Here is a 23,727-nt window from a genome sequence, read left to right on the forward strand (position 1 = left end):
TGTACACCCCCAGGAAATGGAACAGTGCCCGCAACAGAAACAGCAACCCCCGGCCAGAGCGGTCAACGCGTACTGCTCGCCTACTTCTCCAGGGCCGGGGAAAACTACTACTACGGCGGGCGCACCAATCTCGAAGTCGGCAACACCGAAGTCCTAGCCGGGATGATCAGCGCCCTGGTCCCTTGCGACGTGCACCGCATCGAAGCGGCCGACCCCTACCCCGACAGCTATGACGCTACCGTCGCCCGAAACGTCCGAGAGCAAAACCAGAACGCCCGCCCTGCCATCAGCAACCCGCTGCCTTCCATCGACCAGTACGACGCAATAATCCTTGCCAGTGGCATCTGGAACGTCCGCGCACCCATGATCATGACCACTTTTACAGAAAGCTACGACTTCACCGGCAAAACCGTCCTCCCGGTCGCCACGCACGCCATGAGCGGAATGGGCAACACCATGCGTGACTACACCGAATCCTGCCCCGGCGCGCAAATCCGCCAAGGACTGGCCGTCAAGGGAGAAGAAGTCCAAGAGGCCGGACCAAATTTACAGTCATGGCTCCAACGCTCCGGACTCTTTCAATAGCCCTCCTGGCCAGCACGCACGCCTCACCAAACAAATCCGAAGGACAACCATGAACGAACCAACCCAAACACGTGCCCAGCAACTCATCGGTGATTTCGCCCCCAAACTCGTTGACCTCACCGACAACGTCCTCTTCGGAGACGTGTGGGAGCGCTCCGAACTGTCCCCGAGGGACCGCAGCCTGATCACCGTCGCCAGCCTGGTCACCAGCGGCAGCACCGATCAACTCCGCGGACACCTCGCCCGTGCGCGAACCAACGGCTTGACGGAAACTGAACTGAAAGAAGCGATCATCCATCTGGCCTTCTACGCCGGATGGCCCAAAGCCATGTCCGCAATCACCATCGCCAAGGAAATCTTCAATACAAAGTAGGACGTAACGGAGCCCGGTTGACCGGACAATTCGGTCTTCCCTCACTGCCATTCGAGAGGTATGTGTCCCTTGACAGGTGCAGGAGCTCGATTCCTGGAAGTCGTACTAGTCTTCGAACTCCCCCACGGCACCTGATACGTTCAGCTCAGACCCGTTGCGACGTTGATTAGAAACCGCCTAGTGGCTACTGGTCAATGGTCACCGTTTGGGCCCCACAGGTGAGGTGCAGGCCGGTGGCGTCACTGTGCAGCTGGCAGTCCTGGTCCTTCACCCGCGGCCAGCCACCCAGCTCGTCAGCGCGGCGTGACCACTTGTAGTGCAGACTGTCGTGCGGGGTATAGATGTCGACTGCGTCCCCGTCAAAGCCGTCCTGGACCAGGAGAACGGACTGGCCGTCAGCAGCCGCGACTTTCACATCATCGCCGATACCTACTGCGCCGAGGATCGCGAAGATGAGGACGATGCCGAGGAAGGGCAGTGCCGCGGCGGCCGCCAGTCCCGTCGTCCAGCCAACGGTGCGCCGCAGGACCTTCCTAGGGATGCGGCCGATCAGGGAAGGGACCACGAGTATCAGCCCCGCGGCGGCCACCAAGGAAGCGACGATCATTAGCCCATAGACAACGTTGGACGCCCGCACGCCGATGTAGAGCAGCAGGCCCTGGCCAGCAGCCGCGCCGTCCGCGGCGTGCAGCCACAAGCCGCCTCCGGTGATGACGGCTGCAGCCAGCAGCAAGGCAACACCCCAGACCTCGCGGCGTTTCATGGACCGCCTGGACTGACAACTGTCGCCACGTCAGCCCGATTCCGCGCATCCTCCATCGACCGTGCCATCGCGACGTGGAGCGCATGAAAACTTGCATGGCTCATGGACTGAAGCCTATCTGGCTCCAACCACTCAAGGAGCCTTCCCAAGAAGAGCTCAGGAATCGGGTCTCCGCCTCGACCCTGCGCCCGTCGTTAGTTATAAGCACATGGCCCCCGGAGTATCCCGGGGGCCATCAGCTTATGTCTGTGTTGTTGAAGAAGAAGTGACTAGAAGTCCCAGTCCTCGTCCTCGGTGTTCACGGCCTTGCCGATCACGTAAGAGGAACCGGACCCCGAGAAGAAGTCGTGGTTCTCGTCAGCGTTCGGGGACAGGGCCGAGAGGATGGCCGGGTTCACGTCGGTGACGGATGCCGGGAACATGGCCTCGTAGCCCAGGTTCATCAGCGCCTTGTTGGCGTTGTAGTGCAGGAACTTCTTGACGTCCTCGGCCAGGCCGACGCCGTCGTACAGGTCATGCGTGTACTGGACCTCGTTCTCGTACAGCTCGAAGAGCAGCTCGAACGTGTAGTCCTTGATTTCCTGGCGGCGTTCCTCGGAGACAGTTTCGAGCGCGCGCTGGAATTTGTAGCCGATGTAGTATCCGTGCACGGCTTCGTCGCGGATGATCAGGCGGATCAGGTCAGCCGTGTTCGTCAGCTTGGCCCGCGAGGACCAGTACATGGGGAGGTAGAAGCCCGAGTAGAACAGGAAGCTCTCCAGCAGAGTGGAAGCCACCTTGCGCTTCAGCGGGTCGTCACCCTGGTAGTAGTCCATGACGATCTGGGCCTTCTTCTGAAGGTTCTCGTTCTCGGTGGACCAGCGGAACGCCTCGTCGATCTCCTTGGTGGAGGCCAGCGTGGAGAAGATCGAGGAATAGCTCTTGGCGTGCACGGACTCCATGAACGCGATGTTCGTGTAGACGGCTTCCTCGTGCGGGGTCAGCGCATCCGGGATCAGGGAGACAGCGCCCACGGTGCCCTGGATGGTGTCCAGCAGGGTCAGGCCGGTGAACACGCGCATGGTCAGCTGCTGCTCGACGGGGGTCAGCGTGTTCCACGACTGGACGTCGTTGGACAGCGGCACCTTCTCCGGCAGCCAGAAGTTGTTCACCAGGCGGTTCCAGACGTCCACGTCCTTATCGTCCTGGATGCGGTTCCAGTTGATGGCCTCGACGTGGCTAAGCAGCTTGACCTTTTCGGTCATGTCATCCCCTAAGCGTTGGGTGGGTTTCTCTAAGTTAAAGCGTACGACGGCGGGCGGGCACCCGCCGTCGTACTCAACCTTTGGTCTCGACAGGCTCGACCAGTGGGGCTACAGCATGCAGCTGACGCAACCCTCAACTTCCGTTCCTTCCAGCGCGAGCTGGCGGAGACGGATGTAGTAAATGGTCTTGATGCCCTTCTTCCAGGCGTAAATCTGGGCCTTGTTGATGTCGCGGGTGGTGGCGGTGTCCTTGAAGAACAGCGTCAGCGACAGGCCCTGGTCCACGTGCTGGGTGGCAGCCGCGTAGGTGTCGATGACCTTCTCGTAGCCGATCTCGTACGCGTCCTGGTAGTACTCCAGGTTGTCGTTGGTGAGGTACGGCGCCGGGTAGTACACGCGGCCCAGCTTGCCTTCCTTGCGGATCTCGATCTTGGATGCCACCGGGTGTATGGAGGAAGTGGAGTTGTTGATGTAGGAGATCGAGCCGGTGGGCGGAACAGCCTGCAGGTTCTGGTTGTAGATGCCGTGCTCCATGACGGAGGCCTTCAGCGCCAGCCAGTCAGCCTGCGTGGGGATGTGCACGTCCTTGAAGAGCTCGCGGACCTTTTCGGTCTGCGGCACCCATTCCTGCTCCGTGTACTTGTCGAAGAACTCACCCGAGGCGTACTTGGACTTCTCGAAGCCGCCGAACGTCTGGCCGGTCTCGATGGCCAGCAGGTTGGAGGCACGGACAGCGTGGAACACCACCGAGTAGAAGTAGATGTTGGTGAAGTCCAGGCCCTCTTCCGAACCGTAGTGGACCCGTTCGCGGGCCAAGTAGCCGTGCAGGTTCATCTGGCCCAGGCCGATGGCGTGGCTCTGGTCGTTGCCCTTGGCGATGGACGGCACCGAGGTGATGTTGGACATGTCGGACACTGCGGACAGCGAACGGATGGCCGTCTCGATGGTCAGGCCGAAGTCCGGCGAATCCATGGTCTTCGCGATGTTCAGCGAGCCCAGGTTGCAGGAGATGTCCTTGCCGGTGTCATCGTAGGACAGGTCATCATGGTACGTGGTGGGCTGGGAAACCTGGAGGATCTCCGAGCACAGGTTGGACATGATGATCTTGCCGTCGATCGGGTTGGCCCGGTTCACGGTGTCCTCGAACATGATGTACGGGTAGCCGGACTCGAACTGGATCTCGGCGAGGGTCTGGAAGAACTCGCGGGCCTTGATCTTGGTCTTCTTGATCCGGGAGTCGTCCACCATCTCGTAGTACTTCTCGGTGACCGAGACGTCGGAGAACGGCATGCCGTAGACCTTTTCGACGTCGTAGGGCGAGAACAGGTACATGTCATCGTCCTTCTTGGCCAGCTCGAACGTGATGTCCGGGATGACGACGCCCAGCGAGAGGGTTTTGATGCGGATCTTCTCGTCCGCGTTCTCGCGCTTGGTGTCCAGGAACCGGTAGATGTCCGGGTGGTGCGCGTGCAGGTACACGGCACCGGCACCCTGGCGGGCACCGAGCTGGTTGGCGTAGGAGAAGCTGTCTTCGAGGAGCTTCATCACGGGGATGACGCCGGAGGACTGGTTCTCGATCTGCTTGATCGGCGCGCCAACTTCGCGGATGTTGGTCAGGGCAAACGCCACGCCGCCGCCGCGCTTGGACAGCTGCAGTGCGGAGTTGATGGACCGGCCGATCGACTCCATGTTGTCTTCGATGCGCAGCAGGAAGCAGGAGACCAGCTCGCCGCGCTGCTTCTTGCCGGCGTTCAGGAACGTGGGGGTGGCCGGCTGGAAGCGGCCGTCGATGATCTCGTCCACCATTTGGAGGGCAAGCTGCTCGTTGCCGCGGGCCAGGTGCAGCGCCACCATGCACACACGGTCCTCGTAGCGCTCCAGGAAGCGCTTGCCGTCGAACGTCTTCAGCGTGTAGGACGTGTAGAACTTGAACGCGCCCAGGAAGGTCTCGAAGCGGAACTTCTTTTTGTACGCGCGGTTGAAGAGATCGCGGATGAAGTTCATCGTGTACTGGTCGAGCGTCTCGCGCTCGTAGTAGTCGTTCTTGACCAGGTACTCGAGCTTCTCTTCCAGATCATGGAAGAACACGGTGTTGTTGTTAACGTGCTGCAGGAAGTACTGGTGCGCAGCCTCACGGTCGGCGCCGAACTGGATCTCTCCGTTCGGGCCGTACAGGTTCAGCATCGCGTTCAGCTCGTGATAGCCCAAACCCTTGTAGGCGGCAGGCATCTCAGGCTTCTGGGCCATGGTTACTTCTGTGTCTGCGACAGTCGTGTCCAAAACGTGTCCAATCCTTGGTTGACCCGGGTGACGTCTTCCGGCGTTCCCATAAGTTCGAATCGATAAAGGTGGGGTACCTGGCATTTGGCGGCGATGATGTCCGCCGCCAGGCAGTAGTTGTCCCCGAAGTTTGTGTTTCCGGCGCCGATCACCCCGCGGAGCAGCTGCCTGTTCTGCGGGTTGTTCAGGAACCGGATGACCTGCTTGGGGACGGACCCCTCTCCCCCGGTGCCGCCGTAGGTGGGCACCACCAGCACGAACGGCCGGGCGGCGAGGAGGGGTGCGTCTTTGGCATAAAGCGGGATCCGGGCCACTTCCCGGCCGAGCTTCGCAACGAAGCGGCCGGTGTTCTCGGAAGTCGAGGAAAAGTAGATGAGCTGGCTGCCGGTCCGGACTGCTTCGGTTTCATCCGATGCCCGGACGGGCGGGGACACCTCCACGCGCTGAGCCGCGTGGTTGTGCAGGGCACTGCGTCCCTGCTGTGCTGCTGGTGCTGCGATGGAAGTCACCTCAGCTGGCTGGTTTGAAGGAAAAGCGGATTGCCTAGGCCACGGAGGAAACTGCGGAGAGCGCCAGTTCCTCGATCTTGTCCGGGCGGAAGCCGGACCAGTGGTCCTGGTCGGTGACCACAACGGGAGCCTGCATGTAGCCCAGCGCCTTCAGGCGGTCGAGCGCCTCGGCGTCCTGGGAGATGTCAACGCTCTGGTAGGTGATGCCCTTCTTATCAAGAGCGCGGTAGGTGGCGTTGCACTGAACACAAGCAGGCTTCGTGTAAACCGTTACGGTCATTGTCCCTGTCCCCTTAGTCGAAATCTTCGCTGGTCCGGTGTCCCCGTCCAAGCTGTATGTCGATACTACATGTAGTGCAGACGCCTCTTAGGAACCCCTAGATGATGTATTACAAGTATGTCATTTAATGCACCGTTAATCCACAGGCGGGGCCCTTCAAAATGTCCGGAATCCCGGCGATTTCGTGGACACCATCCACACCCTGTGGAGTACTTAGCCACATTTAAAGCCCAGCGTGTCGGGGAAAAGACGGCGTGTCGCGCCCGCCCGCCGGGCGGTCCCGGACAGCCAAAAGGGGGTCCCGAAGTGACCTTCGGAACCCCCTTGGGTGAGCAAACGCACGACGGCGGCAGGCCGGCGTCGTGCGCCCCCCAGCTTTCACCCGGGGAAGGTGGCGCTAGAGCTGCGCCTCCCGCCGGTCCAGCACGATCTGCTGGACATCCAGGTAGCCGGACTGGAACCCGGCACGCGAGTAGCAGAGGTAGAACAACCACATCCGCTGGAACACCGCATCGAAACCAAGCCCGCCCACCTCGGCGGACCTGGCCAGGAAGCGTTCCTCCCACAGCCGGAGGGTGGCGGCGTAGTGGTCACCCATCCCCATGCGCTCCCGCACGCGGAGGGTGGTGTGCTGCTGCGTGACCCCTTCGATGGCCCGCACGGACGGCAGGAACCCGCCCGGGAAGATGTACTTGTGAACCCAGGTGTAGGCGTTGCGGGTTGCCAGCATCCGGCCGTGGGGCATGGTGATCGCCTGGATGGCCACCTTGCCGCCCGGGGCCAGGACGCGGTCGATCGTCTGGAAGTAGATGGGCCAGTACTCGTAGCCCACCGCCTCGATCATCTCCACGGACACCACGGCGTCGTACTCGCCTTCCACGGCGCGGTAGTCCTGCAGTGCCACTGTCACCTTGTCCGCGAAGCCGGCCTCGGCGATGCGCGCCTGGGCCAGAGCCTGCTGCTCGCTGGAGAGCGTCACGCTGTAAACGTTGGCGCCGCGGGCCGCGGCCCGCAGGGCAAGTTCGCCCCACCCGGTGCCGATTTCCAGGAGCCTGGTTCCTTCGCCCACGCCGGCCTTGTCCAGCAGCCTGTCGATCTTCGCCTGCTGCGCTTCCGCCAGGACCCCGAAGTCCACCGAATCCAGCGACCCCGCAGCCGAAGGGAACAGCGCCGACGAGTAGCTCATGGTGGTGTCAAGGAAGTTGGCGAACAGCTCGTTGGACAGGTCATAGTGCCGTGAGATGTTGCTTCGCGTGTTCTGCTCGGCATTCCGTTCCTGCCTGGGCGTGCGCGGCAGGTACAGGCTGCGGAGCTTCTGCAGCGGCATGGGGATCAGGCTGTCCACAGACGCCGCGAAGACCTCCAGGACGGCGGCGAGGTCGCTGGCTTCCCAGTCGCCGGCCATGAAGGATTCGCCGAGCCCGATCAGGCCGTTGTCACCGATCCGGACCTCGAAGGCCTCCGGCCGGACCATCGTCATCACCGGTGCGTCCGGGCCGCCCGTGCCCAGGACAGTTCCGTCCGGGTATGCCACTCGCAGGGGCAGCCGTTTGGCGGCCCCTCTGAAGAGCAGGCCTGCCGCTTTGCCTGCCACGGCTGCTTTGGCGCCCGACGGCGGCTGGGCAACTCCCGGCCAGATCTCCGGATCGATGGTGGCGGGCGATGCCGGCACTCCGGTGGGCGTCCAGGCCGCGGGGCCGTTGCCCCCGGCCGGGGTTCCTGCCTTGGGGTGGGCGGCGGCGGTGCCGTTGTCGTCCGTCATTGTCATTGAACTGCCTCCTGTGAGGTGTGGTGTGGCTTGGTGACGACGGGCAGGCGTCTTGCCCAGAGTTTAATGCCCTGCACCCTGATCAGGGCGGATACCAGCAGCGGCGCGGCCGGTACCTGGATGGCGGCGGCGATGATGTTCCGTGGGGTGGCGGGACGCCGCCGCCCGTCCATGGTGGCCACGAAGGGCCGCTGGCCTTCGCGCTCCAGCACGATCGAAACGCCCAGCCGCTCCCCCGGCGCCGGCAGCTTCATCCGGTACTGCCCGTCAACGTCGTTGAAGGGCGAAACGTAGAAGGCTTTCGGCACCGAAGCCCGGCCTGCCGCATCCGTCCGGAGCAGGTAGCAGTGCCGCTCACCGTACGTGTTGTGCACTTCGGCAACGACGCACTGGAGGTCGCCATCGCTCCGGTAGCACCAGAACAGCGACAGCGGGTTGAAGACGTAGCCGAATACCCGGGCGCTGGTGAGCATGTGGATGGGACCGCCGTCGGGCTCGACGCCCTGGGTCCGCAGGTAGCGTTCCACGTTGGTCCGGATGCTGTCCTCCGGGCTGCCCAGGTGGTCGCCGGCGTGGAATCCGGCCAGCGGCCGCAGCCACGCCGGCACGCGGGGCAGCCGGTCGACGTCCACGAACCAGCTGTAGCTCCGGTAGGTGAACGCGTTTTTCAGCGGGCTTTGCCGAACGTGTGAAATCGAGGTCCGGTAGATGGCCGGCGCAGGGGCCGCGGCACCATGGCTGGTGGCTGGGGCGGCGTTCATGGCTACACCGTAGCTCACGAGGGTTCCGCCGCCTGGACGAACTCGCGCTCCCCCTCATCGGCAGCATCCGTGGGGTCAGCCTGGAGCGGAGCCCAACTGCGGCCAAGCTTTTCCGCGGCGCGGACCCCGGCAAGGGCTCCGTCTTCGTGGAATCCCCACCCCAGGTACGCGCCGGCAAAGGCAACTTTGCCGTTGCTTAGGGCTGAAATCGCCTCCTGCGCCTTCAGCGATTCGGGCGTGTACTGGGGGTGCTCGTACACCATCCGCTCCAGCACGGTGCCGTCGTCGATGAGATCGGACTCGCCGAGGCTCACAAGGTAGGGGCGGCCATCCTGCGGTTCGAGCCGCTGCAGGCGGGTGAGGTCATAGCTGACCAGGACCCTGTCCGGCCGGGCATCACAGGACGGCAGACGGTAGTTCCACGAAGCCCTGGCATTGTCCGCGGACGGCAGTACGGCCGGGTCTCGGTGGAAGACCGTGTGGTTCACGGAGTAGGGCATGCCGCCCAGCGCTTCCTTCTCCTCCGGGGTTGCGTCGGCGAGGAACCCGAGGGCCTGCGCAGGGTGGGTGGCAATCACGACGGCGTCAAAGTCTTCCAGCGCGTCTCCAGCTGCGAGCTCCACGCCTGAGTCGTGGCGCCGGATGGCGGTCACAGGGGTGTTGAGCCGGATATCCGGCAGCGTCGCCGCGAGCTTCTCCACGTACCGCGCCGATCCGCCTGTGACCGTCCGCCACTGCGGCGAGCCCTTGAGGCCAAGCAGGCCGTGGTGGCCCAGGAAGGTGAACAGGTAGCGGGCAGGGTAGTTCAGCGCGGTGGTCGGATCACACGACCACACAGCGCTGACAACAGGCGTCATGAAGTGGGAGATGAAGTACTGGCTGAAGTTTTCGCGGGCCAGGAAGTCGCCGAGCGTGGGTTCCGGGGTTTTCGGGTCGCCGCTGACTGCCGAAGCCGGGGCAGTCTTCAGCAGTGCGCGTGCCCTGCGGTAGAACCGGGTCACTTCCAGCAGCATCAGCAGGTAGCGTCCCCGCAGCAGGCTGGAGGGTTTGGCAATGATGCCGCGGGCTCCATCACGTGCACCCGCGTACTCCAGGCCGCAGCCGTCGCAGCGGATGGACATGCTCATCTCGGAATCCTGGGTTTCGACACCGAGCTCGGCAAACAGCCGCAGGAGGGTGGGGTAGGTGCGTTCGTTGTGGACGATGAACCCCGTGTCCACACCCATCAGGGAACCGTCCGGCTGGGGCATGTCGTGGGTGTGGGCATGCCCGCCCAGGCGGGAATCGGCCTCGAACAGGGTGACGTCGTCCTGCCGGTTGAGGACGTAGGCGGCGGTCAGGCCTGCCACTCCGCTGCCGATGACGGCAACGCGCCGCCTCTCGCCCCCACTCGCTGCTGGGTTAGGTGACAATCCATGCTCCTCTGCTGAACATCTGCCGCTGGACGGCTATACAAACGGCAATTCGGCGCCGGACCTGGAGCGGATGGGCGGATTGCCGCCCTTTTTGTCCAACCCTACGGGTGCGGCACACGGGATCAGGGGCACGGCACCCGGAGTACTGTTGGCTGGTGGTCAATCCGGTACACCTGAAGACGCTGATCGAGGTCACCCGCCTGGGCTCGTTTGCCGCAGCTGCGGCGACCCTGGGTTACACGGCTTCGGCGGTGTCCCAGCAAATGTCTGCCCTTGAGCGGGACACAGGCACCATCCTCTTCCAGCGTTCGGCGCGCAGCGTGGTGCCTACGGAAGCCGCCGTCGTCATGACCCGGCACGCGGCCAAGGTGCTCACCGACATCGAAGCCCTGATGGCTGCCGCGTCGAAGACCCAGGATGCCGCCAGCCAGGAACTCCGGCTGGGCATCTTTCCGAGCCTCGCCACCTACGTCCTCCCCCGGATCCTGAAGAATCCGGCCTGGAAGAACCTCGGCATCGACCTCCGCGTCTCGGTGGCCGAACCGGGACAAACCATCCAGGGGCTGCGGGCAGGAGGAGACCTCGACCTGGCAGTGGTTTTCCAGGTGGGACAGACCGGGGTGGCGTGGCCGGCAACTATTAACCGGCAATGGATTGGCGACGACGACTTCCGGGTGGTCCTTCCGCGTGACTGGGGATTCCGGCCGGATGCAGGGGTGGCAGCCGAACACCTGTCCGAGCTGCCGTGGATCATGCACCATCCAGGCACCAGTGACGCGATGGTGATCGAACGGCTGTTTGCCGGCTGCAACCTCCACCCGCGCGTGGTGGCGCACAGCGACGACTTCCATGCCAGCCTCGAGATGGCGGCCGCCGGACTGGGTGCAGCGCTGGTCCCCGAACTGGCGCTGCGGAACAAGCCCACCGGCGTCGTGGTGCTCGACGTCCCTGAGATCAGGCTTGCCCGCAACGTTTTTGCGCTCCTGATCAACGACCGGAAAACGGCCAGGGTGCAGCTTTTTGTCGATCTTCTGGCGGAGACTTTGGCCGGAATGCGCACCGCAGTCAATTAGGCCTGAACGCTGGAATGCGCTGCGCCGGGGGGCTATGTTGAATCTATGAACAAGGTAGCCAGCCAGCATTTTGGCGAGATTGAGCTCAATCACGGCAGGGATCACCTCTTCGCCGCCAAACATGAGCTGCGCGGCCACCCGCTCAAGATCGACCTGAATGTCACCGCGCACGACCACTTCGATGAAGCGGCCCTGCGCAAGGTGGACTACCGGCTCCGCTTCCTGCCGGAACTTGTTGACGAGGTGCGCGAGATGATCGCGGAGGAACTCGACCAGGAAGGCACCAGCCCGCAGGAGTACCTGCACTTCCACTGCAACGCCCTCAAGGATGAGCACCTGCAGAAGGTGTTCGGCGTGGAGGAACGCAGCCAGCTCACCAATGACGTCTTCCTCAAGGCCCTGAAGCTGGGCCATCTGGCCATCTACCCCGGGCAGCCTGAGCGCTACTTTGTCCTGGACTTCACGCTGGGCGAGCACTTTACGGATGAGGTGCTGGTTGCCTCGGCCGACGAAGACGGCGTGGTTGACGACGAAATCGTCTGGGAATCCTGAACTGACTACCTGCGTGTTCCGACGGGCTCAGCCAGCGGTGGTTGAGCCCGTCGAGCGCTGGGGCTCAGCTGGCGAGTTCCGCGCGGGCGGCAGCGGTGCGGCTGCCCGCACGGCTGTGCCGGGGAAGGGACAGCTTGTCCAGCACCTCCAGCGCGCTCTGGTGCTCATTGAAGGTGTAGAGGTGGATTCCGGGAGCACCGGCATCCAGGGCGGCGTTCGCCAGGTCCACGGTGGCATCGACGCCGACGCGGACGCGTTCAATGTCTGTATCGGCCGCGGCCAGACGCTCAATGAGTTCCGCCGACGGTTCCACCCCGGCAAGCTCACCCAGCCGCTTTACCCGGCGGAGGCTGGTGAACGGCATAACGCCGGGGATGATCGGGATGGTCACTCCGGCGCGGCGTGCCCGGGCAAGGAGATCCGAATACTGCGAAGAGTGGAAGAACACCTGGCTGATGGCGAAATCCGCGCCAGAGCGCTGCTTGGCCAGCAGGACCTCGACGTCGTGCTCTTCGCTGGGTGACTCCGGATGCCGGGCGGGGTACGCCGCGACACCCACCGCAACCTTGCCCGCACACAGCAGGGCCGACCGGCGTTGCTCCACACGGCGGATCAGTTCGATCAGGTCCTGGGCGTATCGCAGGGAGCCGTTGACGGGCTGGCTTGCATCGTTGGGAAGGTCGCCGCGGAGGGCGAGGATCCCGCGCACACCGGTGTCCAGCAGCTGCCCGATGATGCCGGCGAGCTGCTCGGGGGTGTTGCCCACGCAAGTGAGGTGCGCCAGCGGCCGGAGGGTGGTTTCCAGGAGGAGCCGGTCGATCAGTTCGATGGCCGTGTTCCGGTTGGACCCGCTGGCACCGTACGTGACGGAAACGTAGTCCGGTTCCGTGGTTTCCAGTTCCCGGATGGTGGTCCACAGCGTCTCGGCAGCGGCCGGCGAACGGGGCGGAAACAGTTCGTAGGACAGCGCCACCGGGGCGGCGTCTGAGAGCTTTGGCTGTGGGTCAATAAGGCTTGGCGGTGACATTTGCGTCCTTGGCTTTGGGCCATTGGAGCTCCCGGCGGAAGAGGCTGCAGGGAACCGGCAATGAATTTGAGTTTGGGAAAGACGGAGAAACTCCACAGGAAAGCAGCCGCGGCTGTTTCGCCCGCGATGAAGTTGTCCGTGAGCAAATGTCAGGCCCACATGGGGGCACCCACACCCTCCGAACGGAGGATCGCTGACACGTTACCAGGGTAACTTGCCTACGACTTTATGAGCGGGCGGTGGGCCCTTCAAGTCGGCGCGAAATTAAGACGCAGTTTTACGCCGGGTTTCGATGCGGAGCCGAAGATTATTCGTTCCGGCTGCCCCACCGGCTCCGCAGCGCTACCAGGGGCGGTCCGGGTCTTGGTTGTACCCGGCGTCGTTGAGGTAGTCCTCCCGCTCCCTTCCGCTGTTGCGATCTCGCTGGGACTGCCTGGCGCTCTCCTCGAGCTGTTCCAGCTGGCCTTGCTGCGGCGGTTCCGCCTCTTCTTCAGCCTGGGCTGGATCTTCAGCCGGCTCCTGCGCGGCGTCACCGCCCTTGCCGGCGGCGTCCAGTTTCCCGGCCAGCCGCCCGCCGGCCTCTTCCAGCCGCTCCCCCGCAGAACCATTGGCGGTCCCCGAGTCACCGGTAAAGCAGCCGTCGGGTGCCGCCTTGACTACGTCCAGCGCTTCGGAGAAGAGCGCCGCGGCCGACGCCGGATCCTCCGCGCGCAGCTTGTCGTCGCCCAGGCGTTCGGTCGCCAGCACGAGGTTCACCCTGATGACGCAGGCATCGGCTGACCCGGCTGCGGTTCCGGGAACCAGGTCCAGGGCTTCGGCGAAACGTTGCCGGGCGGCGTCGAAATTCCCGCCCAGGACGTGGGAGTCGCCGGCGGCGAACGGGGCCTTGTGCGGCTCGGGAATGTTGAGGGGCTGCAGCCAGCCGGCGGCGGCAGCGGCAGCACCGGCATCCCTGGCGTCGAAAGCCGCGGCTGCCTGGCCGCCGAAGACGCCCAGGCTCAGGAGCTTAGTGGCAATGCCCAGTACCAGGATGGCCGGCACGGCCGAGCCCCACAGCAACAGGCGCCGCTTCCGCAGCCGCCCAAAGCCGCTCCCAGGGCCCGGGCGGTGGTCCGTCCCGTTGTCCCGACTCAAGGGTGCGGCTTCCGCGGTGCGGCGCTGGCGTTCTTTGGGCGGCAGGGGTTTGGTGGCGGTCATTTGACGCGCTCGTCCCGTGCGGCTGCCCTGGCCGGAATGGGGGACGCTGCAGCACGGGGCAGTTCCCGGTACCGGCGGATGATCGTCACGGCATCCGGAAGGGCGAGCGCGAAGGCTCCCGCCGCGAACAGCCAGTACAGCTCCGTCCGGCCTTCCAGGGAGTCGCTGCTGCGCTCGAGGCTGCCCGGCCGGGCCTCCTGCATCATGGGACCAACAGGGTCTCCGGCTTGCCGGTGCACGTACGGTACGCCAAGTTGCCCGGCAACATCCTGCAGCCGCGGCTCATCGATGCGGGACAGCGCATCGGCACCGCCAGCGTCACGCACGTAGGGCCCGTCAGAGGTTTCACCCGGATCACCGGAGTTTTCCTTCATGCGGCCGCCGGCGGCCGTCCCGTACCCCAGGACGGCTCCCCCGGCCACCAGGCTGCCGTCCAGGTTGAAGCGTTCCGGCTCCTTGCCGCTGGTCTGCTCGCCGTCACCCAGGTAGTACACCAGCCGCGGGCGCTCCGGGTGGCTCTCACGCGCGGCGTCGAGGCGCTCGGAAAGGACCTGGCGGGCGGCGGTGATGCTGCTGCCCTTGGCGAAGGCGGTCACCTGCGGCTCCAGGACGGTGACCATTGTCTGCAGTGCCAGGGTGTCGGTGGTGAGGGGCATCCGGACGAACGCTTTCGTGTCAAAGGTGATCAGCGAGAACCGTGCCCCGGGCAGTTCCTTGGCAATGTCCATAATGTCCTGCCGGACACCATCCATCCTCGGAGCTGAGGTCCCGTAGTCTTCGGCCACCATGCTGGTGGTGGTGTCCACCACGAAGAACACGTTCAGGTCCGTGGTGGCTGCCTGTGCGGTGCCGCCCGGCAAGGCGGGGCGGCACAGCGCCGCAACCAGGAACACCGCCAGCAAGCCGCGGCGCAGCCAGCGGCGGCTGCCCGTCGGCCGGATGCGAGTCATAGCCGCATCCTCCACAGCGCGGCGCCGAGCGTTATCCCGGAGAGGACGGCCACCCACAATGGAAGTGCCGGCTGGTCCGAGACCACCGCCCTCGGGGCGCCTTTCAAAGCGGCGGCCTCAGTTTCCTGCACTGCGGCAACAATTCCCGGTACTGCCCCGGGATTGTCGAGTGCGTAGTAGGACCCGCCCGTGGATTCAGCTGCCACGCGAAGCTGCGCCCCCGGTTGCCCGGCATCGGAACCGTAGTCCAGATCCCCCGGGTTCAATGCGTACACGCGGACTGTCCTGTCCTTGGCAAGCGCCGAGGCCTGCGGAAGCGTCAGGATCGGATTGCCGGATACGTAGTTGTCAGTGGCCAGGACCACCGACCGTGAGCGCTTCACTGCGGGGTTGTCCGCCGCTGCGTCACTGTCCTGGGTGCGGGGGAAACCGTTGAGGCAGGAGGCAAGCCCGTCGCCAATGAGCGAAGAGCCGCGGCCGCCCCAGGTGCCGTCCAGGAAACCGGAGCTGCCAGGTTTGCCGTCGAAGGCGTCGCGTGCCAGCAGCAGCTGGTCGCGGGCATAGCCGTAATCGTCCGTCAGCGGGAAGACCTGGCTGCCGGTGCTGTCGAAGATGGTCAGGCCGATCCGTTCACCGTCGAATTCCCGGGCCAGTTCGGCGAAGACGTCCACCACGGCGGCGTCGGCGCTGCTCATGGAGCCCGAAACGTCCAGGCACAGCATGATGTCCCGGTTGCGCTGCTCCGGCACCGTGGTGGTGAGCTGGACGGGCCGCGCAGCTGCCACAGCGGCCGATGCCAGCAGCGCGGCGCAGGCAAGCCCTGCCACGGCGAGCCACCGGCGGTGGCGGCGCAGGGCGTCCTGGTATTCAGGCAGCATGGTGAGGCGGTCGCTGTGGGCGGCAGGCCGGCGTCGTACGCCTGCCTTACCGTTCCGGAGGGCGGCCCACGCTGCCGCGGCGGCCGCAACTGCCGCTGCGGGAAGCAGCCACCAGAACATCAGCTCCATGCCCGCACCATCTCCCGGGCCGTGGCCGCGGTGGCCGAGACGGGCGGCAGCGGTTCCGGGCCGAATTCCCCCGGGTAGATGGCGCCGACGGCGGCGGCAGCCGCGGGCAGGGGGTGCCGTTGCAGGTCGGCGTGCGTCATCCGCGGGGCGTCCACTCCCGAGGCGTCCCGGACGAAGCGGCGCAGCAGGTGGCTGATGTCCTGATGGGCGGCACGGGCCTCCGTGGTGCCGGCGGCGGCGTCCTGTTCTGCGTCATTGATGCGCTGGATGTAGGCGGCCTTGAGGGCAGCGAGATCCGTGAGCTGGGCGGGCCGCAGGTTAGCGCGGGAGGGCCGTGGCTGGCGGGTGGAAGCGAAAACGAAGACGTACCAGGCGGCCACGAGCACTATCAGGGCGAAGCCGGCCCACATCCATGCCGGGCTGTACTGGAGGGGGCCGAAAAAGGCGGGCTCATCCTGCACGGCGGTGCCTTTCCAGGAGCGCAAAGAGCGCGCTGACAACGTCCCGGCTGCCGTCAACGGTCCCTTCGGTGATGCCGGCCCGGCGCAGCATGGTGTTCCGGGCTGCATCCCTTTCGTCCGTGGCGGCGGCGTAGGCGGCGGCAATGGCCTCCGTGGCGGCAAGGTGCATCGGGAGGACAGCCGAGTCATTGACGCTGAAATACCCGGCTCCGTCACAGGGCGCGGCTCCGGAGGGCACCAGTTCAGCGTCCCGGATGGTGAGCCAAAGGATTTCGTGCTGCGCACGGAGCCTGCGGAGTAACTGCTCCAGGGCGGGGGACGCCGGGATTTCGTCCGCGACGACAAAGAGGAGGTTGCGTCCCTTGACGGTGCGCGCCACGTGGTCCAGCTGGTCCTCGATCCTGCTGGGGGCGGCCTCCAGGCCGGCACGGGAGTGGACGTGCCGGAGGAGCCGTTCCAGGTGGGCTTCGCCGGCCTTCGCGGGGATGGTGCCGGTGGCAGCCGAGTCACCGCTGACCAGGCCCACCACGTCACCGTGCCGGTACGCCAGGTAGCCGGCCACGCCCAGGGCCATGACGGCGATGTCCTTCTTAACCTCGCCTGACCGCGAGACAGCTGCCATGTTCCGCCCCGTGTCCGTGACCAGGATGACCGTTTGCCGCCGGACCGCCACGTAGCGGCGGATCAACGGCGACCCATGCCGGGCCGAGGCTTTCCAGTCGATATCGCGGACTTCGTCGCCGGGCACGTAGGCGCGCAGGTCATCAAAGTCGAGGCTGCGTCCGCGGAAGACTGAACCGTACTCGCCGTCGAGCATTCCCCGGGCTTTGCGGTGGGCGAAGATGGCCATCTTCGATTTCACCCTGTGCAGCAGGCTGGTCATTGCGGCGGCCTCAGGGTGTCTGGACGGCAGCGACGACGGCGTCGATCACCGTTTCCACCGGCACCTGCTCCGCGACGGCGTCAAAGTTGAGGATGATCCGGTGGCGCAGCACCCGGTGCGCGAGGGCCTTGACGTCCTCCGGAATAACGTGGTCGCGGCCGTGCAGGAGAGCCACGGCCCGCGCAGCCTGGCTGAAGGCGATGCTGGCACGGGGGCTGGCGCCGAACTCGATGAAGTCCGCCAGCCGCCGGTCAATGTACTGGCCCGCGTTGCGGGTGACGAACACCAGGCCCACGATGTAGTTGACGATCGCAGGGTCGAGATAGATGCGCCGGACCAGGTCCTGGGCGGCCCTGACCGCGTCCAACGAAACAGCGGCGGCCGGCACCTGCTCCGGGCTGAACACGCCGGCGTCGATGCGCCTGATGATTTCGGCTTCTTCCGCCGGCGACGGATAGTCGAGCACGTCCTTGAGCATGAACCTGTCCATCTGGGCTTCGGGCAGCTGATAGGTGCCTTCCTGCTCGATGGGGTTTTGCGTGGCGAGCACCAGGAACGGGGACGGCAGTTTGTAGTCCTGGCCGCCGATGGACGTTTGCCGCTCCTGCATGGCTTCGAGCATGGCGCTTTGGGTTTTGGCGCTGGAGCGGTTGATCTCGTCCAGCAGCACGATATTGGCGTGGACCGGACCCAGCTGCGTGACGAAAGTGCCCTTGGCGGCATCGTAGATCTGCGTTCCCACGATGTCGCTGGGCAGGAGGTCCGGTGTGCACTGGATGCGGCGGAATCCTGCGCTGACCGCCTCCGCCACAGTCTGGGCTGCCGTGGTTTTGGCCAGCCCGGGGACACTTTCGAGCAGGACGTGGCCGCCGGTCAGCAGGCCGACCAGCAGGGACTCGCGGAGCCTGGCCTGGCCCACCACCTTGGCGTCAAAGCTGCGGGAAATGCCGGCCACCACCTGCTGCGCCCTGGCCAGTTCGGCCGGTTCGATTCCCGCGGACGCGCTGGTTTGAAGCACTGGATTCCCCCTGGTGGCTGATCGTAGGGCGGCGGGCCTGCCCGCCGCGCTCCGCCAGCAATCCTATCCACATCCGGTGCGCCACGTCCCGGAAAGCCGGCCTCGATGGGGACCCCTCCCCATCCAGGACACGCAGGTCTATCCTTTTGCCATGAGCGAGCTTCCAGCCAGTTACAAGGAATTTCTTTCCGACAAAAGCGAGCTGTTCATCAGCACGGTAAAGCCTGTCCTGCAGCAGTCGGCAGCGGACAAGCTCCACGGTGTCCGGGTCACCTACAACCCCGGATCCACCGGCCACCAGGCGCATGTGGATGACACCCTGCCGTTCGGCGTGGTTTTCGAGGACATCGACTGAAGCGGCGAAACCGGCCGGGCGCGGCGCCCCTAACTTTCCAGCAGGAGCCGCTGCGCCCGTGGCGCCAGGGTGTGTTCGAGGACCAGTGACGCTGCCCCGATGGCACCCACGTCTTCGCCCACTCCTGTGCCCACCACCTCGATGGGGTGGATGAGCCGCGCGGCGCTGTTCGCCTCCAGCAGCGCAGGCACCTTGGCCAGGAACCGGTCGGCCATGCCGCTCCAGAAGGGGCCGCCGAACACCACCCGCTCCACGTCCAGGGTGTTGGTCACCACGGAAATAGCGCGGGCCACCAGGGTGGCGGATTTGTCGATGATGGCCACGGCGCGTTCGTCGCCGGCGTCGGCCAGTTCGCACAACCGGGCGAAGCTCTGCTGCACCTCCGCGCCGCTGTTGCCGGGACGGGTGCCGTCCAGGATGCCCGCGGCCTCCGCCTCAGCCACCAGGACCTGCGGGATGCAGGACGATTTAACACAGCCGCGCAGCCCGCAATCGCACGGGGGGCCATCCGGGTCCACCATGATGTGGCCGATTTCCCCGGCGTTGCCTGACGTGCCGCGGATGACTTCGTCATTGAGGACAATGCCGCAGCCGATGCCGGTGCCCATGTACATGAACACGAAGCTGCCTGCCCCGCTTGGGCCGCCGGCCCAGGTTTCCGCCACGGCGGCGCTGGTGACGTCCTTGTCCACCAGGACGGAGTATCCGGTGGCCTCGGACAGCGCGTTGCGCAACTCCACCCGGTCCCACCCCGGAAGCAGCGGCGGGTCCACCACGGTCCCGTTGTCCAGGTCGATGGGGCCCGGCGCCGCCACGCCAAGTCCGGCGATCCGGTCCCGGTCGACGCCGGATTCCTCCACTACCCGGGCAACCTGCGCGGCGATGGTGGCAATGACGGCTGACGGATCGTTGCCGCCGGGAGTGTCGATCCGCGCGTGCTGGACGACTGATCCCACCAGGTCCATGACCACGAAGGTGGTCACGGCAGGGTCGAGGTGGACGCCGACGGCGTACATGCCCTTGGGGTTGAGGCGGAGGATGGTCCGGGGCTTGCCCGGGCCGCTGCCTTCCTTGCCCGCTTCGACAATCAGGTTCTGGTCCAGCAGCCGGCGGGAGATGTTGGAGATGGTCTGCGGAGACAATCCCACGATCTGGGCCAGCTCAACCCGGCTGAGTCCGCCCGATGTCCGGCGGATGGCGTCAAGGATGACTGTGAGGTTGAAATCCCCCATCCGTGGCAGGTTGGTTCCGCGCCTCGGTGAGGATTGGCGGATTTCAGACACGGTTACCCCTAAACGTCTTGGGCCACGTAGTTGTGGTGCTGCTTGAATCGTACGTTACGCGTGGGCACAGACCCATAGCCGGGTTGGCTGCCCGGCGTGGCGGCGGTCCGGGGCTATCCGGCGGACCGCCGGACACTGCGCGCCACAGTGAATTTGGGGTTGTTCCCTTCCACTGTGGTGGGTCCCACCGCCCGTTCCAGCGCAGGAAGATAGGGCAGGTGCCTGTTGTAGACGGTCCAGAGTTCACCCCCGGGAGCCAGGACCCGGCCGGCCGCCTCAATCAGCTTCAGGCCCGCACCCGCATGGACCCCTGCGCCTACGTGGAACGGCGGATTCAGGAGGACAAGGTCAGCGCTGGCATCGGCCATGGTGCTAAGGGCATCATCCTGCAGTGCGCTGATCCGCCCGTCGAGCCCGTTGGCCCGGGCAGTAGCGAGTGCTGAGGCAACAGCCGCGGCCGATTGGTCCGTGGCGGTCACCTTTGCCTCCGGGTACGTCCTGGCGTACATGGCGGCGAGGATTCCCGTTCCGCAGCCGAGGTCCACCGCGTGCCGGGCCGGTTTCATGGCCGGAAGGAACGTCAGCAGGAACCGGGTGCCGATGTCCAGTTTGGGGCCGGCGAACACGGCTCCGTGGGCTGCGACGTCCAGGCCGAGTTCGTCGAGGTGCACGACGGCGGGAAAGGACGTGGGCGGCTGGCCCGCCTTCGAGTGGGACGCCACAATGACGCGGGACTTTTGCCGGGCGAGCTGGGGCTGGACCGAGTCAAAATACCGCTCGAGGACGCCATTCATGCCGAGCGACATGTGTTTCACCCGTCCGCCTGCGAGGATGAGGGCCCCGGGCGCGGCATGGCGGGCAACCGTGGCAGCCACTTCATCCAGCTCGGCCAGGGTTTTTGGCAACTGCAGCAGCACCGTGTCCGCCCCGGTGAGGAGTTCGGCGCCGAGCGGCAACTGGCGGAATTCCGGCACCCGGCCGCTGCCGGCGTCGTCCGTCTCCTGTGTTGCCTGCCAGGCGCGGGCGTTTTGCTGGAGCGCGCGTTCTCCGGTGACCAGGTCCTGGTGCACGCGCAGCGTACCCGGAGCCAGCAGGTCCAGGGCGCCCAGGGTGAGGGCACCATAGCGGTCGCCGATGACTGTGACAGCACTGCCGGGGCGGACTGTAGCTGCGGCGGTTTCCAGGAGGAGCCTGTCCGTGGCATCCCACGCCTGAAGGTTGGGGGCCTCCACGTCAGGGTGCCGCCGAAGGACCCCGAAGATCCGGTCAAGACTGTCTGTTGCCACGTGTTCCCTGCCGTTGTTCCTAAGCTGCGGGGTGTCTTCCACCCGCACATTGTTCGTTGTCCGCTCCCTCGGGGTCAGCCCCAAGGCACCGGCTCCGCTGCCGGCGCCAATCCGGGCAGTTTGAGAATCGCCGCCACTGCCGCCCGGCCGGCCCGGTTGGCGCCGATGGTGGACGACGACGGGCCGTAGCCCACCAGGTGGACGCGCGGCTCGGCTGCCACCTGTGTCCCGTCCATGGCGATTCCGCCGCCCGGCCCGCGAAGGTGCAGCGGAGCCAGGTGTTCCAACTCTGCCCGGAACCCCGTGGCCCACAGGATGGCGTCCGCCGCGAGGAATCCGCCGTCCGCCAGCCGGACGCCACCGGGCTCGATGGCGGTGAACATCGGCTGCCTGTCCAGGGCGCCGCGGGCCGCAGCGGCCCGTAGCGCCGGGGTCCGGATCAGCCCGGTCACCGACACCACGCTTTGTGGCGGCAGGCCTTTCCGGACCCGCTCCTCTACGAGTGCCACCGCGTCGTGCCCGGCGCGGGCGTCGAATTCGTCGTCGCGCCAGACAGGCTCACGGCGGGTAAACCAGCTCGTGGAGGTGACCTGGGAGATCTCGTCCAGGAGGCCGACAGCCGAAACGCCGCCGCCCACCACAATGACATGCTTGCCCAAAAATTCGGTGGCGGAGACGTAATCCGCCACGTGCAACTGCCTGCCACGGAAGCTGTTCCGCCCCGGGTAAATGGGCCAGAACGGCCTGGTCCAAGTGCCCGTGGCATTGATGAGTGCCCGGGCGCTCCAGTCCCCGATGGACGTAACCACGCGGAGCCGGCCAGCAGGGTCGTCGTCCTCGCGGCTGACCGAAGAGACCTTGACGGGCCTCCGGACCGTCAGCCCCAGTTCCTGTTCGTAGTCCCCGAAGTAGCGGGTGAGGAATTCGGAACTGGGTTCGCGGGGATCCACTGCGGGCTTGGCGATGCCCGGCAAATCGCTGATTCCGTTGACGGTGCCCATGCGGAGGCTCTTCCAGCGGTGGCGCCATGCGCCGCCGGGCCCGGCCTCGGCGTCGAACATCTCATATGCAAGCCCTCGGCGCTGCAGGTGGAAGGCGGCCGATAGTCCGGCCTGCCCCGCGCCGATCACCACAACATCGGTTCGGGCAGCAATCACTCCCCCATGATAGCCGGGCGGGACGTCCGGGCCTTAGGGTGGGCCCATAGAGGCCCGGCCAGCGATTCCGGAGGACGATAATGGCACCAACAACACGCAGCACGGCGGACAACAGCAGGGGCAGTGCGGCCAGGCTGGCCAAGGCTTTGGCCATTGTCCTTGGCACGCCTGACGTGCCCTTGCGGCTGAAAGCCTGGGACGGGTCCGAAGCAGGGCCCCGGGACGCTCCCGTCCTGGAATTCCGGTCGCGCCGGGCGCTGCGGCGGATCCTGTGGTCGCCGGGCCAGTTGGGACTGAGCCGTGCCTATGTGGCCGGAGAGCTGGACGCACCCGGCGATATTTTCGCCGCCTTCACGGCCTTGAGCTCGGCGGGCAAATTTGCCGAGCCCGGGCCGTTCCGCCGGCCAACCGTTCCTGAGCTCTTGACGCTCGCGGCTACGGCCGTGCAGCTCGGCGCGGTGGGTCCCAACCCGGCACCTCCGCCCGAAGAGGCCCGTGTCGCCCGTAAGGGCCGGGTGCACTCCCGCCACCGTGATGCCGCGGCCATCTCCCACCATTACGACGTCGGCAACGACTTTTACGCCCTGGTCCTGGGCAAATCAATGGTCTACTCCTGCGCCGTCTGGGCAGACACCTCCGGCGAGACCAGAGAGGGCAGCACCGGAGAGAACAGCACGGCCGGCGTCGACGGCCCGGAAGGCCTGGACGGCTTGGATGCTGCTCAGGAGGCCAAGCTGGATCTGGTGTGCCGGAAGCTGGGCCTGAAGCCCGGGATGCGCGTGCTTGATGTGGGCTGCGGCTGGGGCAGTTTTGCCCTGCACGCGGCGGAAAAGTACGGCGTCACAGTGCTGGGGGTGACGCTGTCCGCCGAGCAGGCCAACCTGGCACGGAAGCGCGCGGCAGAGGCGGGGCTGACGGAGAAGGTGGAGATCCGGGTACAGGATTACCGGGACGTGGCGGACGGGCCGTTCGACGCGATCAGCTCCATCGGGATGTCCGAGCATGTGGGGCGTGAGCAGACCCCCGGCTACGCCTCCGCCCTCCATTCGCTGCTCCGGCCCGGTGGCAGGCTCTTGAACCACGCGATTTCCTGGAATGCCGGCCCCACGGGTCCGGACCCCGATTCGTTCATTCCCCGGTACGTATTTCCCGACGGCGAGATGATCAGCCTGGGCGAAATGGTGGTGGCGCTCGAGGGAGCGGGGTTTGAGGTCCTGGACGTTGAAGCGTTGCGGCAGCACTACGCCCTGACGCTGCGTGCCTGGGTGCGGCGGCTCGAAGCGAACTGGGACCAGGCAGTGGCGCTAACCGGAGTTGGCCGCGCCAGGATCTGGCGGCTGTACATGGCGTCGAGTGCCATCGGCTTTGACAACGGCCTGACCGGGGTGAACCAGGTCCTGGTACAACGTCCCGGCGGCGCCGAGCCTCCGCTTCGCCGCACGGGGTGGATGTAACCCCATCAGCGGAAACGCAAAAAAGGGAACCATCACAGGTGATGGT

At 65.6% G+C, this 23,727-nt stretch carries 24 protein-coding genes; 6 read left to right on the forward strand and 18 right to left on the reverse strand.

What is annotated here, in order from left to right; all coding sequences use genetic code 11:
- Window positions 1-24: 24 nt before the first annotated feature.
- Complete coding sequence (locus ACHL_RS10640; RefSeq protein WP_015937299.1) at window positions 25-585, forward strand: flavodoxin; 561 nt, start codon at window positions 25-27, stop codon at window positions 583-585.
- A gap of 49 nt (window positions 586-634) precedes the next feature.
- A complete protein-coding gene (locus ACHL_RS10645; protein WP_015937300.1) occupies window positions 635-958 on the forward strand; it encodes a carboxymuconolactone decarboxylase family protein in 324 nt (107 codons plus the stop codon).
- 184 nt (window positions 959-1,142) lie between these two features.
- On the opposite strand, the gene ACHL_RS10650 is transcribed toward ACHL_RS10645, so the two are convergent.
- The 8 genes from ACHL_RS10650 to ACHL_RS10685 all read right to left on the reverse strand — a co-directional run bounded on the left by ACHL_RS10650 (window position 1,143) and on the right by ACHL_RS10685 (window position 9,975).
- Window positions 1,143-1,721 (reverse strand): hypothetical protein, encoded by a 579-nt coding sequence (locus tag ACHL_RS10650; protein WP_015937301.1) that lies wholly within the window; start codon window positions 1,719-1,721, stop codon window positions 1,143-1,145.
- 269 nt (window positions 1,722-1,990) lie between these two features.
- Entirely contained in the window at window positions 1,991-2,965 is a 975-nt protein-coding gene (gene nrdF / locus ACHL_RS10655; RefSeq protein ID WP_015937302.1) for a class 1b ribonucleoside-diphosphate reductase subunit beta, read from the reverse strand.
- 108 nt (window positions 2,966-3,073) lie between these two features.
- On the reverse strand, window positions 3,074-5,194 hold the full coding sequence (gene nrdE, locus ACHL_RS10660; protein ID WP_043794636.1) for a class 1b ribonucleoside-diphosphate reductase subunit alpha: 2,121 nt from the start codon (window positions 5,192-5,194) through the stop codon (window positions 3,074-3,076).
- Between the two features lie 20 nt (window positions 5,195-5,214).
- Entirely contained in the window at window positions 5,215-5,685 is a 471-nt protein-coding gene (nrdI, locus tag ACHL_RS10665) for a class Ib ribonucleoside-diphosphate reductase assembly flavoprotein NrdI (RefSeq protein ID WP_015937304.1), read from the reverse strand.
- Window positions 5,686-5,788: 103 nt separating this feature from the next.
- The gene (gene nrdH, locus ACHL_RS10670) at window positions 5,789-6,034 is read right to left on the reverse strand and encodes a glutaredoxin-like protein NrdH (protein ID WP_015937305.1); all 246 of its coding nucleotides are present in this window, start codon (window positions 6,032-6,034) and stop codon (window positions 5,789-5,791) included.
- Between the two features lie 397 nt (window positions 6,035-6,431).
- Window positions 6,432-7,802 (reverse strand): class I SAM-dependent methyltransferase, encoded by a 1,371-nt coding sequence (locus tag ACHL_RS10675; protein ID WP_015937306.1) that lies wholly within the window; start codon window positions 7,800-7,802, stop codon window positions 6,432-6,434.
- Window positions 7,799-8,563 carry a DUF1365 domain-containing protein gene (locus tag ACHL_RS10680; protein WP_050767160.1) on the reverse strand — a complete coding sequence of 255 codons (765 nt, stop codon included), beginning with the start codon at window positions 8,561-8,563 and terminating at the stop codon, window positions 7,799-7,801. Before ACHL_RS10680 ends, ACHL_RS10675 begins: the two co-directional genes overlap by 4 nt.
- Before the next feature lie 14 nt (window positions 8,564-8,577).
- Window positions 8,578-9,975: an NAD(P)/FAD-dependent oxidoreductase gene (locus ACHL_RS10685; RefSeq protein ID WP_015937308.1), complete on the reverse strand. Its 1,398-nt coding sequence runs from the start codon at window positions 9,973-9,975 to the stop codon at window positions 8,578-8,580.
- 158 nt (window positions 9,976-10,133) lie between these two features.
- On the opposite strand from ACHL_RS10685, the gene ACHL_RS10690 reads away from it, so the two are divergent.
- Together ACHL_RS10690 and ACHL_RS10695 are read left to right on the forward strand one after the other, a co-directional pair.
- Window positions 10,134-11,051 (forward strand): LysR family transcriptional regulator, encoded by a 918-nt coding sequence (locus ACHL_RS10690; protein ID WP_015937309.1) that lies wholly within the window; start codon window positions 10,134-10,136, stop codon window positions 11,049-11,051.
- Between the two features lie 45 nt (window positions 11,052-11,096).
- Window positions 11,097-11,603, forward strand: a complete 507-nt coding sequence (locus tag ACHL_RS10695) for a DUF2004 domain-containing protein (protein ID WP_015937310.1) — start codon at window positions 11,097-11,099, stop codon at window positions 11,601-11,603.
- Between the two features lie 64 nt (window positions 11,604-11,667).
- Here ACHL_RS10695 and ACHL_RS10700 read toward each other — a convergent pair whose 3' ends face one another.
- The 7 genes from ACHL_RS10700 to ACHL_RS10730 form a co-directional block, all read right to left on the reverse strand.
- Entirely contained in the window at window positions 11,668-12,630 is a 963-nt protein-coding gene (locus ACHL_RS10700) for a methylenetetrahydrofolate reductase (RefSeq protein WP_015937311.1), read from the reverse strand.
- A gap of 342 nt (window positions 12,631-12,972) precedes the next feature.
- On the reverse strand, window positions 12,973-13,827 hold the full coding sequence (locus tag ACHL_RS10705; protein ID WP_015937312.1) for a hypothetical protein: 855 nt from the start codon (window positions 13,825-13,827) through the stop codon (window positions 12,973-12,975).
- Entirely contained in the window at window positions 13,824-14,777 is a 954-nt protein-coding gene (locus tag ACHL_RS24695; protein ID WP_015937313.1) for a vWA domain-containing protein, read from the reverse strand. The genes ACHL_RS10705 and ACHL_RS24695 overlap by 4 nt, the downstream gene beginning before the upstream one ends.
- Window positions 14,774-15,784 (reverse strand): vWA domain-containing protein, encoded by a 1,011-nt coding sequence (locus ACHL_RS24700; protein ID WP_043793972.1) that lies wholly within the window; start codon window positions 15,782-15,784, stop codon window positions 14,774-14,776. Before ACHL_RS24700 ends, ACHL_RS24695 begins: the two co-directional genes overlap by 4 nt.
- Complete coding sequence (locus tag ACHL_RS10720) at window positions 15,775-16,245, reverse strand: hypothetical protein (protein ID WP_015937315.1); 471 nt, start codon at window positions 16,243-16,245, stop codon at window positions 15,775-15,777. Before ACHL_RS10720 ends, ACHL_RS24700 begins: the two co-directional genes overlap by 10 nt.
- The gene (locus tag ACHL_RS10725; RefSeq protein ID WP_015937316.1) at window positions 16,235-17,128 is read right to left on the reverse strand and encodes a DUF58 domain-containing protein; all 894 of its coding nucleotides are present in this window, start codon (window positions 17,126-17,128) and stop codon (window positions 16,235-16,237) included. Before ACHL_RS10725 ends, ACHL_RS10720 begins: the two co-directional genes overlap by 11 nt.
- 10 nt (window positions 17,129-17,138) lie before the next feature.
- Window positions 17,139-18,146 carry an AAA family ATPase gene (locus ACHL_RS10730; RefSeq protein ID WP_015937317.1) on the reverse strand — a complete coding sequence of 336 codons (1,008 nt, stop codon included), beginning with the start codon at window positions 18,144-18,146 and terminating at the stop codon, window positions 17,139-17,141.
- A 151-nt stretch (window positions 18,147-18,297) separates the two neighbouring features.
- Here ACHL_RS10730 and ACHL_RS10735 point away from each other — a divergent pair, with 151 nt between their 5' ends.
- Entirely contained in the window at window positions 18,298-18,501 is a 204-nt protein-coding gene (locus tag ACHL_RS10735) for a hypothetical protein (RefSeq protein ID WP_015937318.1), read from the forward strand.
- Between the two features lie 29 nt (window positions 18,502-18,530).
- Here the strand turns inward: ACHL_RS10735 and ACHL_RS10740 are convergent, their stop codons facing one another.
- From ACHL_RS10740 to ACHL_RS10750, 3 genes are all read right to left on the reverse strand, one after another.
- A complete protein-coding gene (locus ACHL_RS10740) occupies window positions 18,531-19,733 on the reverse strand; it encodes an ROK family transcriptional regulator (protein ID WP_043793974.1) in 1,203 nt (400 codons plus the stop codon).
- 164 nt (window positions 19,734-19,897) lie between these two features.
- Complete coding sequence (locus tag ACHL_RS10745) at window positions 19,898-21,112, reverse strand: class I SAM-dependent methyltransferase (protein WP_407681021.1); 1,215 nt, start codon at window positions 21,110-21,112, stop codon at window positions 19,898-19,900.
- A gap of 32 nt (window positions 21,113-21,144) precedes the next feature.
- The gene (locus ACHL_RS10750) at window positions 21,145-22,227 is read right to left on the reverse strand and encodes an FAD-dependent oxidoreductase (protein WP_015937321.1); all 1,083 of its coding nucleotides are present in this window, start codon (window positions 22,225-22,227) and stop codon (window positions 21,145-21,147) included.
- Window positions 22,228-22,307: 80 nt separating this feature from the next.
- Here ACHL_RS10750 and ACHL_RS10755 point away from each other — a divergent pair, with 80 nt between their 5' ends.
- Entirely contained in the window at window positions 22,308-23,681 is a 1,374-nt protein-coding gene (locus ACHL_RS10755; RefSeq protein WP_015937322.1) for an SAM-dependent methyltransferase, read from the forward strand.
- The last annotated feature ends 46 nt before the right edge of the window (window positions 23,682-23,727 follow it).

Source organism: Pseudarthrobacter chlorophenolicus A6 (assembly GCF_000022025.1).
Taxonomy (GTDB): Bacteria; Actinomycetota; Actinomycetes; order Actinomycetales; family Micrococcaceae; genus Arthrobacter; species Arthrobacter chlorophenolicus.